A 17553-nucleotide genomic window follows, 5' to 3' on the forward strand; every position below is an offset into this window, starting at 1 on the left:
AATTGACCGACGCTAGAATCTTGATGTGATTGTGCACTTCGCAAGGTCAAAATGGACTTTTATGTTTTAGATGACGAGATCGCTGGAATTGAAGCTAATTTATTAGCCTCAATCCAAAGCACGCGTTTACTCAACCTGATCCAGCTCGCTTGGCACTTACGCCAACGTGATAGTCAACGCGCCATCACTTACTTGCGAGAAGCGGAACTGCTCCTCCACGAACTACCTCAAAATAGTCCTCAAATCAACAAGCACATCGCTCGCTGCCTACTGATACACGCTGAAATTTATTGGTTAGATGGTGCACTCGAATTTGCAAAACGTGATGCGAACAAAGCATTTTCCGCGTTCGACAACTTGCACGATACCCGTGGCATGGGCGACTGCTATTTTTTATTCAGCTCGATTCACCGCGACCTTGGCGAGATCGTACAGCGCGATCAATCATTGAACTCAGCGATTGAAATGTATCGTATTGCTGGTGACAAAGTTCGCTACCAGCTTGCCTTAGCTCGTAGTTGTCATAATGGCGCCATCCGCGATCCGAAAACCACACATGCAGAAATCCAACGCCATTTCGGAGCCGACAAAGATTTCCCAATTGGCGTGATCGCTTGGCTAAATAGCGCACGCGCCATCATTGCAAACAAAACGGGGCAATTAGGCGAATCATGTACCTTGCACATTCAGGCGCATCGCGCGTCCTTGGAAAGTGGTCAGATTCGACAAGCAATTTTGGCAGCGACCAACGCAGGTGATTCATTTGCAAGTTTAGGTGACTTAGACGCTGCCCTAGAGTGGGACGAAACAGCGCTAGCTATCGCCAAACAACATCGTTGGCCAAGTGCACTAGCAATCGCTTTACTTCAGATTGGAAATGCACTGCGCCTTCTTGAACGCCACGAAGACGCCCGAGAGAAACTAATCGAATCTTTGAAGGTGCAGGAGAACATTTCCTCTTCCAGGACTTATGCCCATACCTTGGCTTATCTTGGTGACTTGTCCTTAGATTTGGGGGAACCCCTTGATGCTTTAGCTTATTTTGCAAAAGCGGAAGAAAAAATAAGCGCACACAACGAAGCTTTGTTCCTGTCAAATTGTTGGCGAGGTCAGGCAATTGCACATTGCCGACTCAACCAACTGGACGAAGCGGATGAAATGGTACGCCAAGCGCTTTGTATCGCGCGCGAACATCATAGCACCGAGGAACAAATCAAATGCCTCCGAGTTTATGCAGAGCTGGCCAAAAAATATCCTGCAATTGATTCGCACTCACTGAGCGTCACCAATAATGCACCCAATCTTAGTTTGTATTATCAGCTAGAGGCGCTTGAGCTGTGTCATTCAATCAAAGGGATCAGTATTCCTGCCGATCTTCTGGACCAAATTGCCGATAGCTATGCCGTCATTGAAGATTTTCAATCTGCATTTCATTACACGCGCCTCGCAGCAAAAGCGAAAGAAAGCAAACGTTTAACGGAAGCACGGCAGCGTGCAATCGCGATGCAGGTGCGATACGACAATGAAAGACATCGTGCCGATGCTGAGTACCATAAGAAAATTGCAGAGAGCGAAGCTATTCGATCTGCCAGCCTTCAAGAAGCCAGCAACACCTTAGAAACATTGGGTTTAATCGGGCGCGAACTCACAGCGAACTTAAATGTCGACTCAGTATTCCAAGCACTCTATCGTCATGTGAATGAATTACTCGATGCGACGAGTTTTGGGATCTCCTTATTGGAACCAGACGCTTCAACATTGAAATTTGTATTCGGGATTGAAAATGGAGAGTCAATTCCCAGCTTTGAAACCGCACTAGACCATCCCATCTCATCGTTCGCACGGTGCGCACGTGAACGCCAAGAAATCGTTCTTGAGCGCGAACCTGGCGCAACCGGAAGATTCATTATTCCTGGGACGATGGAAACGCTCAGTTTGCTTTATACCCCTTTAATGATAGGCCAGCGACTACTTGGAGTCATGTCGATCCAATCAACTCGAGCCCATGTTTATGGTGAACGCGAACGTTCGATTTTGCGCACGCTCGCCGCTTATGGAGCGATTGCACTCGACAATGCCTCAGCATACAAACAATTACAGGCAACCCTAGAAGAATTGCGTGAAACCCAAAATTTGCTAGAGGAAGTTAGCATTACAGATCCACTTACGGGTTTGCGCAATCGACGTTTTCTTTTACAAAATATTGATGGAGATGTTGCCAGAGCCCTCCGCGCATATGAGGACAAAATCTACCAATTAGAGGATGAGACAAATGCATCCATCAATACCGGAGATGATGATATCGTCTTTTTTATGGTCGACCTCGACCATTTCAAATCCGTTAATGATACCTATGGACATGCCTGCGGTGACTTAGTGCTCACGCAAATGCGTGATCGACTCCAAAGTGTTTTCCGTGAATCAGACTATTTAGTACGCTGGGGCGGGGAAGAGTTTCTTGTGGTTGCGCGCACCTGTAATCGTAAAGACGCACCATTCGTGGCGGAACGAATTCGTCAAGTCGTCGCAAATACACCATTCACCCTTCTCGATCAGCTCCAAATTTCGAGAACCTGTTCAGTTGGCTATGCAGCCTACCCTTTTTTACCGTCTCAACCGCATTTAATGAGCTGGGCACAAGTGGTCAATTTTGCCGATCAAGGTTTATATATGGTGAAAAAATCGGGACGCAATGCTTGTATTGGTATTGCTCATACGGCGACAAACTTGCCTCACCCAGAAGATTTTTACAATATCGTCATGCGGCACCCGCAACAAGCGGCTGAATCAAAATTAATTCAAATCCTCAATGATCCTATCGAAGAATGCCATCATACGATTCATGCAAGTTAAATTTTTAGCTCTACACGCAAATTAAATATCGTAAAAGTTTTTGCGCGATTATTTTGCAAATAATTTACGCCATTAATTGCCAACGTGGAACCACTCAGATAGTCGTTGGCTTGAAGATTGTTTGCAGATAAGCGCAATTTCATCGACGGCGATATTTTCCAAAGTACGTAGGCATCAAGTTGGCGCTTTACGCCGCTACTCGAGGTCTGTGTATCACTAGTCTGGTTCACATAGGCAGGGGTCCAATTGATGTTCCCGCCCAAACTCAAAGGCAACTGTGCGACACGATAGTCCATTCCTAAATTGGCGGTTTGGCTCGGCTGTTGATCGAGTCGATTATTCGGACCTTGTACATCATTCACGGATGACCAAAAACGGCTGTAATTGCTACGCACGTCGATTGCAGGCCCAGCTGGAAAAAATTCTTGTAGCTGAAATTTGGCCTCTAATTCAATTCCCTTTGCAAGCGCATGTCCAATATTGGTTGGAGAATTCACCCATCGCATTCCATCACCTGCAGCAACATAGCTAGTACGACGACGAATTAAATCGTCAATGCTCTTAATAAAAACATTGGCACTCATGATGCCCGCGCTCTTTAGGTAATGTTCGTATGCGATATCAAATCCACGCGACAATTCAGGCCTCAAGTCTGGATTACCGCTACGGTCAGGACGCGTTGGTCCATTGATAGGTGAAATTGCTGGCACTGCAATGACGTCATTGAGTGAAGGAGCGCGATAGCTACTCGTCAAACTCATTCGAATTTGATCCTTACCAAATTCGGGAATGCGGAAAACTGCATGCGCAATTGGGCTGAACACACTACTCGAATTGTCGACCACATAGTCAGATTTGCTACTATGAATTCGAATACCTTCCCAACGCAATCCTAGATATCCTGACCACCGCTCATTGATGTCAATCTCATCTTGTACGAAGCTAGCAAAGCGGCGCGTCGAGGCTTCTAAATTATCACCAGAGTCAGTGAATTGTGGTTTCCCATTATCGAGGGAAATTCGTCGTTGCTGCCGCTGACTTTGCTCAAAATCCCATCCAGCGGCAAGATTTTGTTTGTCTCCAATCGGGGTCATATATTTTCCGCCCTGGCTGAAGGAGCGATCACGCGTTTCATTCACATCGCTAATAAGATTTAATTGCTCGCCACTTCGCGCAAATTGGGAGCGCAAACTGTCGCTATTCGAACGCCCCGATCCTCCGCCAATCTTGAGCGTTAATTTCGATGTATCTTCAAATCGGTGTTGAAAGCTCGTATTTAGGCGAACAAAGGTCGAATCAGCATTGCTATTCGAATTGGCGAAAGCAACCGGTAAAAGATGCGTCACGGGGTCGGGTATTTCCGGTGTTTGCGTGATATTTGATTGCGTATATGAATGACTTCTGGATGTCATCAAAAAAGGTTGGATGGTCAAATTATCGCCATTTTCGAAGCGATAACTCAATCTTGGCGTCAAATGCAATCCCGTTGATTGCCTGTTAGTGCGATCCAATTGATCCTGTATTAATTGAACCAAGCCCAAATTGGTTTGCTCAATTCGCTCAGAAGAACCCTCATCGTACTGTTTATTCCGAAAAATTGACCCACTCAAGGCATAATTCAAATCGCCAATTTGACCTGGATAAGTGATAGACAAATTCGGCGCAATTTTCCCTTGTTCAACACCGAGAGCCAACTTCAGATCGATATCTTTCGGATGGTATTCTTCTCGCAAAATAATATTGATCGTCCCAGCAATCGCTTGTGTACTAAATTCGGCAACCGGCCCACGCATCACCTCAATTCGTTCGACCTGATCCGGAGACAAAGATTCCATAGAGAAACCTCTTGGCGGCCGTTCGCCATTGAGTAGAATCTGCGTGTATCCGCCTCCCATCCCACGCATTCTTACGTCACCGCCACGCCCTGGCCGTCCTCCCGTCGTGACGCCCGGCAAGCGCTTCAGAATCTCACCGACGGTAAAATCACCATCGCGGTCAAGTTCTTCACGCCCGACTACGATCTTTCCTGCAATCGAATTTCTACGTAGGTCTGTATCGGATTGTTTATTTCCGTTGACTGTGACCTTTTGAACTGACTGCGCATTTTGTTCTGCATTTAACTTTTGTACAGCGGACTTCTTTTGCAATGCTGCCCTACGCGGAGAATCGGCGTTGATTTTCTTCTCGGCCTCGCTTATTTCCTCGCCTTCTTTTCTAGCCTGCTCTTCCTGTGTTTTATTTTTATTAGTCGACTCTGTTTGTGCTTCAGCCCGATTGAACGTACACAAGCTAGCAATGGCAAAAGCAACTGCAGTGAATTGAAATAGTGGCGTGTTCATGAATATACCGGGGTGAGAAAAAAATGAGAAAGATGAAAGGTCGAAATACCATTCCTGCAAGATAAACATTATATTTTTAATTCAGGCTTTCTTCTCATTACTTCGCTCGCAATTTTGTATGGAATTGAAACAGAAAGCCGATCTCTGTTACTTTAGGACACATCTATAGCAAACTAAATAAATCCAAAACGTAAAGTCGTTTCCGACCATTTAAAATTTAAAAAAGTGGAGACACAGTCGCGATTAATCAGAACCCACGCATCAGCCCAATTTCCAAACACCCAACCATTGTTAGTGCATCGGTCTAGACAAACATCCCCTACAAAATCGCGAAAAAAAACGCCATCTTAAGATGGCGTCTTGTGTGTAGATGTCGTCAGACAGACGGTTCTAGTCGGCACTTGAAGACAAATTGAGATTTAATTGCGAACGAACCATATCTTCTTTGTCCGATCGAGTCCCGTTCCTCGCAGCTTCCAAGCGATCCAAATAGTCAGGGGTTACATCGCCTGTAATATAAAAACCGTCAAAGCAAGATGCCTCTATGCTCTTCAAAACAGGATTCGCATCAGAGATTGCCCGCTTCATATCCGCGACATCTTGGTAAACCAAAGCGTCGGCCGTAATTTCACGGCAAATTTCTTCTTGCGAACGTCCATAGGCAATCAATTCGCTTCGCGTTGGCATATCAATCCCGTACACATTGGGATATTGTACTGGTGGAGCGGCAGATGCAAAGATTACTTTACGTGCACCTGATTCGCGTGCCATCTGAACGATTTCACGACTGGTCGTCCCTCGAACGATGGAATCATCGACCAATAAAACATTCTTGCCCTTGAATTCAGAAGCGATCGCATTCAATTTTTGACGCACAGACTTTTTGCGAATTGCTTGACCAGGCATCATAAAAGTACGCCCGATATAACGATTCTTTATGAATCCTTCTCGATAGTCTAAATTCAAAGACTTAGCTAATTCCATCGCGGATGGACGTGAAGAATCGGGAATAGGCATCACCACATCAATATCACCCGCTGCAAATTGCGAGCGAATTTTCTCTGCCAAATAATTACCCATGTTGAGACGGGTTTGATAGACAGACGTACCATCAATAGTTGAGTCAGGACGGGCCAAATAAACAAATTCAAACGCACAAGGATTGAGGCTTGGGTTTTCAGCACATTGTTCGCTATAAAGTTGACCATCCAAATCGATAAAAATTGCTTCTCCAGGCGCCACGTCTCGTTCGAATTTGAAGCCAGTTCCTTCCAAAGCCACCGACTCACTTGCCAACATGTATTCGATGCCATTATCTGTTTGCGCGGACCCCAAACACAATGGACGAATACCAAATGGATCACGGAAAGCCAGCATACCGTGACCAGCGATCTGAGCAACAACGGCATACGATCCGCGCACACGGCGATGCAACATGGCAACCGCTCGAAACAAAGAAACCGGATCCAAAGAATAGCCGCTCACGACCTCTTGAATCTGATGCGCCAAAATATTTAGCAGAACTTCAGAATCCGAATCGGTATTCAAATGTCGATAGTCATTCTTAAACAATTCGACCTTTAATTCACCAGCATTTGTCAAATTTCCATTGTGAGCGAGCACGATACCAAAAGGGGCATTCACGTAAAATGGCTGCGCTTCCTCTTCGCTAGTCGAACCCGCGGTTGGATAACGTACTTGACCGATACCGATGTTTCCGGGCAAGGAACGCATATTTCGTGTCCGAAACACATCGCGAACCAAGCCATTTGCTTTATGCATGGCAAATTTACTGCCATGACTGGTCGCAATGCCGGCAGCATCTTGACCGCGATGCTGAAGCAAAAGCAGCGCATCATAGATCAATTGATTAACAGGATTTTTTGAAACTACGCCAACGATGCCACACATGGTGGACTCCTAAAAAAACAAAAAGAAAAAGAAAATTACTGGCCCTACAACTTCACATGTTGGGTAACAGAACCGGGTAAAAATGGCATGATCGTTTTCACAGCACTGACAGCTAAGGGACTCAAGAGCGCATCTCGCCAAAAAGCTTGTTGAGGAATCGCCGTCATACCACTAACCAATACCATTGCCATCACAATCACTAATCCGCGCGCAAATCCAAATAATCCGCCTAAACCTCGGTCAGCCAAACTCAAACCACTTGCTTTAATGAGTGCATCCACGGCACGCATGAGCAATGCCATCAACAATCGCACCCCAATAAATAAGGCTAAAAATGCGACGATCATTCGACTTAAATGCCCTGGAATCGCATTGGGTAGCCATTCTGCGACATTCGCGCCAAAAGCATTGGCAACCACAAGCGCAACGATCCAACTGATTAAAGACAAGATTTCTTTCACTAATCCACGCAAGGTACTAATAACAACCGAACAAATGATAATGAACAGCACAATGTAATCAAATAAAGTCACGTTTCAATCCGTTTCTCTACATTTTCAATTGGGTAAAAGCGAACCATTCAACCCGAGCTTGGCTAACTTTGCACGCATCTTTTCTGCTTCTGATTTCGTATTAAATGGACCAACTCGGACGCGAATAACCTCACCATTTTTCGTTACTATCTTTTGTGTGTACGAGGCAATGTTGGCACTCTTCATTTTCGTCTGCAATTCACGTACTTTGACAGGGCTATTGAGCGCTGCAACTTGTATCAGAAAATGCCCATCGGCGGTCTCAGATTTTGTATTTTTAGCATTCGACTTCACATCCTTTTCAGGAAAACTACGGCCTTCTAACAAGGCCAAAGCACGTGCTGCATCGTCTGCATTATCGCGCTTTACATCCGCTTTCTGATCATGCTTGGCATCCATTTTTTTGATCGGATCCGAAGACAATTTGTTCGTTACTGGAAGCGAATTGGTGCCAGGATTTTTTGCCGGCACTGTGGCGTCACTCTTCTGCACTATTGCAGTGTCGGAACTAGTCGAGTTATTTGTTTTAGTTTCAACTTTAGCGATTGTTCGTGTATCTAACTTTGATGTCGAAGCAGGCGCTGGACTCTTTATCTCTTCATTTAATTGGTCGTGCACTTCTGTCGATTTCGGCACTGTGACTGGCGGTGCATCAAGCAATTCTTCCGCCTTATCGATACCTTGCGTCATGCCAGAATTCATTGTACCAAGCGGGGCAGAATTTGCAGTCGGACCCCGCTGTATGCCGGAGGAGCTGCCCTCTTTTGAAGGAAATTCAATTGCAATCTGTTGATTCGAAGGTTTGGGTTCAGAATCGAAAACCATCGGCAATCCAATGACCGCACCTAAAACCAGAGTAACAGCACCAATTAAACGTCTGCGTGCCCGCTTTTTCTCTGGTAATGCGGTGTCGTCTGTTTGTTTTCTGGCGTTGTTCGCTTGGCGTTTAGTTGATCGAGATGGTTTCGATCTCGTTGCCGACTCACTCGCCGCAATACTGTCTTCTTCAGCACGCGAACGAAATTCACCGCTAACGCTCTCATCAGACGCTTCGCTGGAATTTTTATTCTTATTATTTTGCTTAAATAGTGAGTCTAGGCTCATAGCAAATTAGTTTTCTTGGGTAAGTCGCTTAGGATTGAGCGTTTCTTCTGGCTCGCATAACGCCTGCTACCGTTAAAAATGAACCGAAGACCACTATTCTATCATTTTCCCCTGCTTTGCTCATCGCAAACATATAGGCATCTTCAGGACTTTTAAATTGATGCAAACTATGATCCTTATCCTCGGTCACGTTGGCGTCGTGCAAATAATTCAGCAATTGATCAGAAGATGCCGCACGTGGCAACGGCAAATCACAAAGACACCAATGATCAATTTTCCCTGCCATATGCGCGATGACACCTAGAATGTCTTTATCGAGCATGGAGCCAAAAATAGCATAGGTGTAAGCATGAAAGCCCATATTATCTAAATTCTGCGATAAAGTCGCTGCCGCGTGAGGATTGTGCGCCACGTCCAAAACGACTGTCGGTCTTCCTGGCAAAACTTGGAAACGGCCAGGAAGATCAACCATCACCAATCCAGTTCGTACTTCTTGTGCCCCAACAGGCAACTGATCACGCAATGCTTCCAATGCGGCAAGTACAGCCGAGGCGTTTAACAGTTGGTTGGCGCCACGAAGACTTGGATAAGCCAATGAATTCCTTCTTTGCTCTCGCCCACCAAAATTCCATTGTTGCTTATCACCGTTATAGTTGAAGTCGCGCCCAAAAAGACGCAAATCGGCACCGATTGCTAAAGCGTGATCGATAAGACTTTGTGGAGCTTGTGGATCGCTACATATTGCAACTTTACCTTGGCGAAAAATACCCGCTTTTTCAAATCCTATTTTTTCACGCGTATCACCCAAATAATCGACATGGTCAATATCAACGCTCGTCACAATAGAAACATCTGCATCGATCACATTGACTGCATCTAATCGCCCACCCAACCCAACTTCCAGAATCACCACATCGAGCGGAGCATCTGCAAGAAGCTTACAAATAGCCAGCGTTGTAAATTCAAAGTAAGTCAGCGAAATTTCTTTGCGTGCCGCTTCCACCACATCAAATGCTTTGACAAAACTTTCATCATCTAACGGTACACCGTTGACCCTAGCTCGCTCATTAAAATCAAGAAAGTGCGGCTTGCTATAGAGCCCGACCCGATACCCTGCCTGAATGAAGATCGACTCAAGCATCGCACAGGTAGAACCTTTACCATTGGTTCCTGCCACCATAATCACTGGACAGGAGTATTGGAGATCTAATGCATTCTTGACCTTCATGACTCTCTCCAGTCCCATGTCTATCTCTTTGGAGTGGCGTGTTTCCAAGAGGGAGAGCCAGTCAGCCAATTTTGTAGGTGCCAAAGCCGAGTGAGTAGGACTTGTCATAGTGAGAATCAAAAGAAACGTAACAATAAAAAAGAGCCTGAAGATCTTTGCTTATTTAGCAAACATCCTCAGGCTCCACAATCTTGATATAAATTAGGAAACGGCTTCCACTGGTTGGTTTTGCAGTAAGGCCATCAAACGAGCCAACTCTTCCCGCAACTTGCGTCGATCAACGACCATATCAACCGCACCCTTTTGCAGCAAAAATTCAGCACGTTGAAATCCTTCTGGAAGTTTCTCCCGAACTGTATTTTCAATCACTCGAGGACCAGCAAATCCTATTAATGCTTTTGGCTCAGCAATCACCACATCCCCCATGAACGCGAACGAAGCAGAAACGCCTCCCATTGTAGGATCAGTCAGCACAGAGATAAATGGCAATTTCTTTTCTGTTAACTTTGTTAGCATTGCCGTTGTCTTTGCCATTTGCATTAACGAAAGCAGGCCCTCTTGCATGCGTGCACCACCCGTCGCGGTAAAGCAGATGAAAGGTACTTTTTGCTCTAATGCTGCTTGCACGCCACGAACAAAGCGTTCTCCGACGACGGACCCCATCGAGCCGCCCATGAATCCAAATTCAAAACAAGCAACGACTGCGGGAACAGACATTATCGATCCCCCCATCACAACCAATGCATCTGTTTCGTTTGTACTATCCATCGCATCTTTAATACGTTCAGGATATTTTTTGCTGTCTTTAAATTTAAGCGTATCGACAGGTACTACTTCGTGCCCAATTTCGTAACGGCCTCCCGTATCGAGCAAGGCATCCAGACGCTCACGCGCACTAATTCGTAAATGGTGATCACATTTAGAACAAACATGCACATTTGCTTCTAAATCTGAACGATATAAAACAGCTTCACAAGATGGACATTTAACCCATAAACCTTCTGGCATGGAACGGCGATTTGCCGTCTCAGAGCGTTGAATACGTGGGGGAAGTAATTTCTCTAACCAACTCATAGTTCTCTCCTCATATCTGCTTGATGATTTATGACATCAAACGGGGGCGCATTCTTCGTGGAATGCTGTAATTGGCGCGTATTCTATTCTATTTCCGCGCCAATTGCGACTCAGATAGGTATTCAACAACTAAATCGAGAAAGATGTGAAATATTCGAATTCGCTTTCATTTCCAATCAAACTTGCAATTAATGCAAATTCAGCTATCCAGTGCGCGACGAATCTCTGATATGAATTGCTGCACCGCCGATACCGCTTGGTCTCTCGGGGTATTTTCCAATTCTTGAATAATTCTCGAACCAATCACGACCGCATCCGAAACAGAGGAAATCGCCTTCGCAGTGGCCCCATCGCGAATTCCAAAACCAACGCCCACTGGCACATTGACATGCTTTTTGATGCGAGGAATCATTGCCGCAACGGCATCCAAATCCAACGCCCCCGAGCCAGTAACACCTTTTAACGAAACATAATACACATAGCCGGTCGCAATTTTTCCAACTTGTGCGATGCGCTCATCAGTCGAGGTCGGTGCCAATAGGAAAATCGTATCCATGCCATTTTTATGCATATTTTCCGCAAAGTATTCGCATTCCTCTGGAGGATAATCAACTACTAACACGCCATCGACACCAACATCAGAAGCCACCTGAATAAATTGCTCTTGCCCCATGCGCTCTATTGGATTGGCATAGCCCATCAATACAACGGGAGTCACTTGGTTCGCTTCGCGAAATTGCTTCACGATTGCCAACACATCACGCAATCCTACACCTTTCAGCAGAGCACGCTCAGACGCTCGCTGAATCACCGGACCATCCGCCATAGGGTCAGAAAATGGCACCCCCAACTCAATAATATCGGCACCACCCTCAACTAAGGCATGCATCAATGGCAAAGTTAATTCGGGATCAGGATCACCCGCGGTGATAAATGGAATCAAGCCTTTTTTATTTTTTGCCGCCAATGCGGCCAAACATGTTTGAATTCGGGACATAGTGTTTGCTATCCATCTTCAATAAGTAGAAGTTAATTGGGAAGCGCAGTACCGGCATTAACGAATTTCATTCGCATATGCGGTACTTGGCTTTTTTGAATGCAGAAATTCACGCTGTATTTATGCGCTTGCGCACGTGATCAGTAAAACTTCAATCCAGCACGTTCCGCAACGGTATGCATGTCTTTGTCACCGCGACCTGACAAGTTTGCCAAGACAATTTTATCTTTTGGCAAAGTCGCCGCCAACTTCGCAGCATAGGCCAATGCATGACTAGATTCCAATGCCGGGATAATGCCTTCGATACGACAACAATCATGAAACGCTTTGAGCGCTTCCTCGTCGGTAATCGTGGCATACTGCGCACGACCAGAGTCTTTGAGCCACGCATGTTCTGGACCAACCCCTGGATAATCTAGCCCAGCAGAAACCGAATGGGTCTCAATCACTTGCCCATTCGCATCTTGCATTAAATAAGTCCGATTGCCGTGCAAAACACCTGGCGAACCAGCCGTTAAAGATGCAGAGTGTTTTCCTGTTTCCAAGCCCTCACCTGCTGCCTCGACACCAATCAACTGTACTTCTTTTAAATCGATGTAAGGATAAAAGATACCCATCGCATTCGAACCACCACCCACACATGCAGTGACGACATCAGGCTGACGACCTGCTACTTCGGGCATCTGCCATAAACATTCTTCACCAATCACAGATTGAAAATCACGTACCATCATAGGATAAGGGTGCGGCCCCGCCACCGTGCCAATAATATAGAAAGTATTATCGACATTCGCGACCCAATCACGCATCGCTTCGTTCAGCGCATCTTTTAATGTTTTAGATCCAGATTCAACTGGCACTACGGTTGCACCCAAGAGCTTCATGCGATACACATTTTGCGCTTGGCGTTTAACGTCTTCTGAGCCCATATAAACTACGCACTCCAAACCAAAACGTGCACAAATTGTCGCAGTCGCCACACCATGTTGACCTGCGCCAGTTTCTGCAATGACACGCGGTTTACCCATACGCTTCGCGAGCAAAGCTTGGCCAATCACGTTGTTGATTTTATGCGCACCAGTATGATTCAAATCTTCGCGTTTAAAATAAATTTGCGCACCACCCATCGTTTCAGACCAGCGCTTGGCATGATAGATAGGCGATGGACGTCCAACGAAGTGTTTGAGTTCGTATCGAAATTCTTCTAAAAATTCTGGGTCATGTTGAAACTTGGCATACGCCTCTTTTAATTCATTCAAGGCATGTGTTAAGGTTTCAGAAACGAAAGTACCGCCGTACATGCCAAAATGACCACGCGCATCGGGATAATTATAAGTAGCTGAATGATAAATTGCGGTTGGCGCTTGAGCGCCCACTGATTGACGCCCAAACAATCCATTATTGTGAGTGTCGAGAGAAGACAATTCTTTCATGAGAATTCCTTGGAAAACTAATTTTAACTGTCTGGCATGCTATCGGCCAAGCGCACTGCTTGAACAAATGACCGTATTTTTGCCACATCCTTAATGCCTTTTGACAATTCAACACCACTACTGATGTCAACTGCAAACGGCCGTACTCGCACGACTGCGTCAGTCGCGTTTTGTACGCTCAAGCCACCACTTAAAACGACCCGAGGCGCGAGTTCTTTTGGGATGAGAGACCAATCAAAAACCTTTCCACTACCACCGAAACTATCAACGAAAGTATCGAGCAACAAACCTTGAAATAAAGGACTCATTGCTTTGTATTGAGCTTCGCATTCTAACAAATCTGCCGCGCTTGTGTCAGGTTTTACCCGAAAAGCACGGATAAAAGGCCGGGTCACCGCACTAGCAAGACGATGACACTCTTCCGCTGATTCATCACCGTGAAATTGCAATAATTGAATTGGGGCTTGCGCGATGACCGCCTGGATCTCGTCGAGACTAGCATTAACAAACAAGCCTACCGAAGTCACGAATGGTGGCATCGCTGCAATTAAAGGTGCTGCAGCTTGTGGTGATAAATAACGTGGACTGGGCGGGTAAAATACAAAACCGAGTGCATGTGCGCCTGCATCTACGGCAGCGCGTAAATCTTCAGCCCGTGTTATCCCACAAATTTTGACTCGAGTATTTCTAGACAACAGCATAAAACACCATCTTTACAAGTGAATCATTGAATTATTTAATAATCGAATACTAACCCAACCCACTTCTTTTCGTGCCCGCTCTCTGTCTTTAAAATAAAAAACGGCTACATTTTTCAATGTAGCCGCCTTATTTCAAATTTTCACAACTTCAACATCACGCTAAATTTAGCTTAAGCCACCTTCTTCGCGTCAAAGAATTGCTCATCCTCAGTAGAACCATGCAACGCCGTTGTTGACGATTGGCCTTGTTGGATTACTTGCGTTACCGCATCAAAGTAACCTGTACCGACTTCACGTTGATGTTTAACCGCAGTGAAGCCCTTCTCCGCTGCAGCGAATTCAGCTTCTTGCAATTCGACGAAAGCGGACATCTGACGACGTGCGTAGCCGTGTGCGAGGTTGAACATGCCATAGTTCAATGCATGGAAACCCGCCAAAGTAATGAATTGGAATTTATAACCCATCGCGCCCAATTCTTTTTGGAATTTCGCAATCGTTGCATCGTCCAAATTCTTTTTCCAGTTAAAACTCGGTGAGCAGTTGTACGCCAATAATTTACCTGGGAACTTGGCGTGAATCGCATCAGCAAACGCTTTGGCAAATGCCAAATCAGGTTTACCTGTTTCACACCAAATCATGTCGGCATACTCAGCATAAGCCAAGCCGCGAGAGATGGATTGCTGCAAGCCTGGTTTAGTTTTATAGAAGCCTTCCACGGTACGCTCGCCTGTCAAGAATGGCTTGTCGTTATCATCGATATCGGAGGTCAATAAATCAGCGGCTTCTGCATCGGTGCGTGCCAACAAGACTGTGTGTGTACCCATCACGTCTGCAGCTAAACGTGCCGCATTCAGTTTTTCTACTGCTTCGCGAGTTGGCACCAAAACCTTACCGCCCATGTGACCACATTTTTTCACTGAGGCCAATTGGTCTTCAAAGTGAACACCTGAAGCGCCTGCTTCGATCATCGCTTTCATCAATTCGAATGCATTCAATACACCACCAAAACCGGCTTCTGCATCAGCCACGATAGGGGCGAAATAATCGACATCGCCAGAACCTTCGGACCATTGAATTTGATCAGCACGCGTCAGCGTATTATTGATGCGTTTTACGACTAAAGGAACAGAATTTGCTGGATACAAGGATTGATCCGGATACATTTCGCCCGCAACGTTAGCGTCGCCAGCGACTTGCCAACCAGAGAGGTAAATTGCTTTCAAGCCAGCTTTGACTTGCTGCATCGCTTGATTGCCGGTCAATGCACCGAGTGCGTTGACGAAAGGTTCGTTATTCACCAAATCCCACAATTTTAACGCGCCTGTTTTTGCGATAGTGTGCTCAACTTGTAAAGAGCCGCGCAAACGTACTACGTCTTCTGCGGTGTAATTGCGTTTAATACCTTTCCAGCGTGGATTGGTATCCCAATCTTTTTGGATTTCAGCGATTTGCTGTTCACGAGTGAGTTTTTGGGTCATGGTATTTCTCCTGAAGTGATTGCTGCGGTTTTAAATAATTGCTTAAAAAGTGTTCGTCCTTGAGATCTATAGTAGGACAAACCTTGCAGCGCAACAATGTCTTATATAAGACATAGGAGAAATATTTATCTATTAAAGATCAATTACTTACAATTTAAATTCCATGATATGAAACAACTTATCTTAAAATGAAATTTTTTTTTGATGCAGCACACCACCCAATTTCACAATGTGGAAACGGAATTTCACATTGCAATATTCCCCAAATATAAATGCAACAATAAGACGTTTCTCCAAATAAAATAAGGTTAGTTTTCCATTAAATCAAAATACTCAAATAAACTTTGTGCCATTCCATCCCCAATTACCCGATGAACCCGATTTGCCAAAGGTGAATTCGCTTTCGTATCAAATACGAAAAGTCGATACACATCTGCCAGCGTCAAAGAGGCTGGATTAATAATCAAAACCCAGCGCTCTTTTCCCGCATCATGCTTGTGCCACCAAGCTTTCTTCCTAATCACGTCGTCGGTAGCAAGTCGTGCAACCCAGCCCACCTCTAACATCTTTTCAAGTAACCCCTCAATCTCATCGACACCAAACCGCGTCATCTTACGAATTTGCAATATATCGACCGCAGCACTGCCCTCAGATTGACGTGTCATCACAAGCGTTCGCAAAACAGACATTGCATCCTCAAATGCACTCCCCGGTTCGGGAACGTGCCACCAGCGTTCAAATTTCACTACGGGTAAAGAGGCAGCAATCACCGCTCCGATTAAAGTAATCAACCAGGACAAGTAAATCCAAATCAAAAAAATCGGAACCGCAGCCAACGCACCGTAGATAACAGTGTAAGTAGGGAACTGCTTGATAAATACCGCAAATAAACGCTTCGCTATTTCGAATGCGATCGCGGCAAAGACGCCGCCCCATGCAGCATCGCGCCAATCAACGGGCCTATTTGGAACAGTCAGGTAAAGTAAGGTGTAAGCTCCCGTTGTAAAAGCGACTGAAATGGCCGTGAGTACAATTGTGCCAAGGAGCGGTATCGTTTTCATCACACCATTGGTCGCAACAAACAAATTTGAAGTGGCGCTCATCGAAATCCCGATGAGCAAGGGACCCAGTGTCACGATTGCCCAATAGACGACGATCCGTTGCACAACCGGGCGAGATCGTTTCACCTGCCAAATTTGATTAAAAGTCTTATCGATCATTGCCATCGTGGCTAAAGCGGTCATCATCAGGACGACACCGCCAACTGCCGACAATCGGGTTGCTTTGGTGGCAAATTGCGTGAGATACCCCATCACCGTCGAGGATATCTGCTTAGGCATTAAACTCTGTGTGAAGTAGGCCTCAAGAGACGCTTTAAAATCGGTAAATAATGGAAAGGCAGTTAGTATCGCCAAGCCGATCGTTAATATTGGCACCAATGCCAAGACCGTCGTAAAGGTTAGGCTACCTGCAACTTGAGGCAATCTTACTTCTTGTAAACGTCGATTAGCAAATTGAAAAAGATTCTTTATTTGAGCCCAACTTAAACCACGCATAATGCACTTTCTTAATTTTCTTTTTGCCGAACACGACATATCTACAGAATGAAGCTTCAAGTAACTATTCTACTTGTCTACATGCCAAATGTCTCAAGGTTTTACCTGCCCCATCTCGTTTGGGCAGCTCAACACAAATGCACTAGCATTCCGCTTGGCAGAATAGAAAGCGGCAAAAGTAGTGAGAACAAACCGTGCTGAAACACAGTTTCAGCCGGGCTTCGAGTATCATATCGAACTGTCGAATTTGCATTATCTCCCAGCTCCATTGCTGCAAGATTCGATGCCAGAGGATGTACACGCACCGCCTTCTAAATGAAGTTGAGTAAATTCATTGAGCAGGCAA

General features: G+C 45.4%; 12 protein-coding genes. 1 reads left to right on the forward strand and 11 read right to left on the reverse strand.

Translation table 11 applies throughout. The annotated features are described in order from the left end of the window. The first annotated feature begins 51 nt into the window (after positions 1 to 51). Complete coding sequence (locus KDM90_RS01570; protein WP_212673846.1) at positions 52 to 2853, forward strand: GGDEF domain-containing protein; 2802 nt, start codon at positions 52 to 54, stop codon at positions 2851 to 2853. Here the strand turns inward: KDM90_RS01570 and KDM90_RS01575 are convergent. The 11 genes from KDM90_RS01575 to KDM90_RS01625 form a co-directional block, all read right to left on the reverse strand. Then, positions 2850 to 5192, reverse strand: a complete 2343-nt coding sequence (locus KDM90_RS01575) for a TonB-dependent receptor plug domain-containing protein (RefSeq protein ID WP_212673847.1) — start codon at positions 5190 to 5192, stop codon at positions 2850 to 2852. The two genes, KDM90_RS01570 and KDM90_RS01575, sit on opposite strands and share 4 nt — an antisense overlap. A gap of 390 nt (positions 5193 to 5582) precedes the next feature. Then, positions 5583 to 7103, reverse strand: coding sequence for an amidophosphoribosyltransferase (purF, locus tag KDM90_RS01580; RefSeq protein ID WP_212673848.1), 1521 nt, complete (start codon positions 7101 to 7103; stop codon positions 5583 to 5585). Positions 7104 to 7147: 44 nt separating this feature from the next. Next, entirely contained in the window at positions 7148 to 7636 is a 489-nt protein-coding gene (locus KDM90_RS01585; protein WP_212673849.1) for a CvpA family protein, read from the reverse strand. 24 nt (positions 7637 to 7660) lie between these two features. Next, positions 7661 to 8740 (reverse strand): SPOR domain-containing protein, encoded by a 1080-nt coding sequence (locus KDM90_RS01590; protein WP_212673850.1) that lies wholly within the window; start codon positions 8738 to 8740, stop codon positions 7661 to 7663. A gap of 28 nt (positions 8741 to 8768) precedes the next feature. Beyond that, complete coding sequence (folC, locus tag KDM90_RS01595) at positions 8769 to 10076, reverse strand: bifunctional tetrahydrofolate synthase/dihydrofolate synthase (RefSeq protein ID WP_212673851.1); 1308 nt, start codon at positions 10074 to 10076, stop codon at positions 8769 to 8771. Between the two features lie 93 nt (positions 10077 to 10169). After that, entirely contained in the window at positions 10170 to 11042 is an 873-nt protein-coding gene (gene accD / locus KDM90_RS01600; RefSeq protein ID WP_212673852.1) for an acetyl-CoA carboxylase, carboxyltransferase subunit beta, read from the reverse strand. A 199-nt stretch (positions 11043 to 11241) separates the two neighbouring features. Beyond that, positions 11242 to 12039: a tryptophan synthase subunit alpha gene (gene trpA, locus KDM90_RS01605; RefSeq protein WP_212673853.1), complete on the reverse strand. Its 798-nt coding sequence runs from the start codon at positions 12037 to 12039 to the stop codon at positions 11242 to 11244. 140 nt (positions 12040 to 12179) lie between these two features. Continuing rightward, positions 12180 to 13472: a tryptophan synthase subunit beta gene (trpB, locus tag KDM90_RS01610; protein ID WP_212673854.1), complete on the reverse strand. Its 1293-nt coding sequence runs from the start codon at positions 13470 to 13472 to the stop codon at positions 12180 to 12182. A 23-nt stretch (positions 13473 to 13495) separates the two neighbouring features. After that, positions 13496 to 14173: a phosphoribosylanthranilate isomerase gene (locus KDM90_RS01615; RefSeq protein ID WP_212673855.1), complete on the reverse strand. Its 678-nt coding sequence runs from the start codon at positions 14171 to 14173 to the stop codon at positions 13496 to 13498. A gap of 170 nt (positions 14174 to 14343) precedes the next feature. Further along, positions 14344 to 15651 carry an isocitrate lyase gene (gene aceA, locus KDM90_RS01620; protein WP_189344069.1) on the reverse strand — a complete coding sequence of 436 codons (1308 nt, stop codon included), beginning with the start codon at positions 15649 to 15651 and terminating at the stop codon, positions 14344 to 14346. Between the two features lie 308 nt (positions 15652 to 15959). Further along, positions 15960 to 17207, reverse strand: coding sequence for a YihY family inner membrane protein (locus KDM90_RS01625; protein WP_230409543.1), 1248 nt, complete (start codon positions 17205 to 17207; stop codon positions 15960 to 15962). Positions 17208 to 17553 lie beyond the last annotated feature (346 nt).

Source organism: Affinundibacterium fentianense, from assembly GCF_018139545.1.
Classification (GTDB): Bacteria; Pseudomonadota; Gammaproteobacteria; order Burkholderiales; family Burkholderiaceae_D; genus Undibacterium; species Undibacterium fentianense.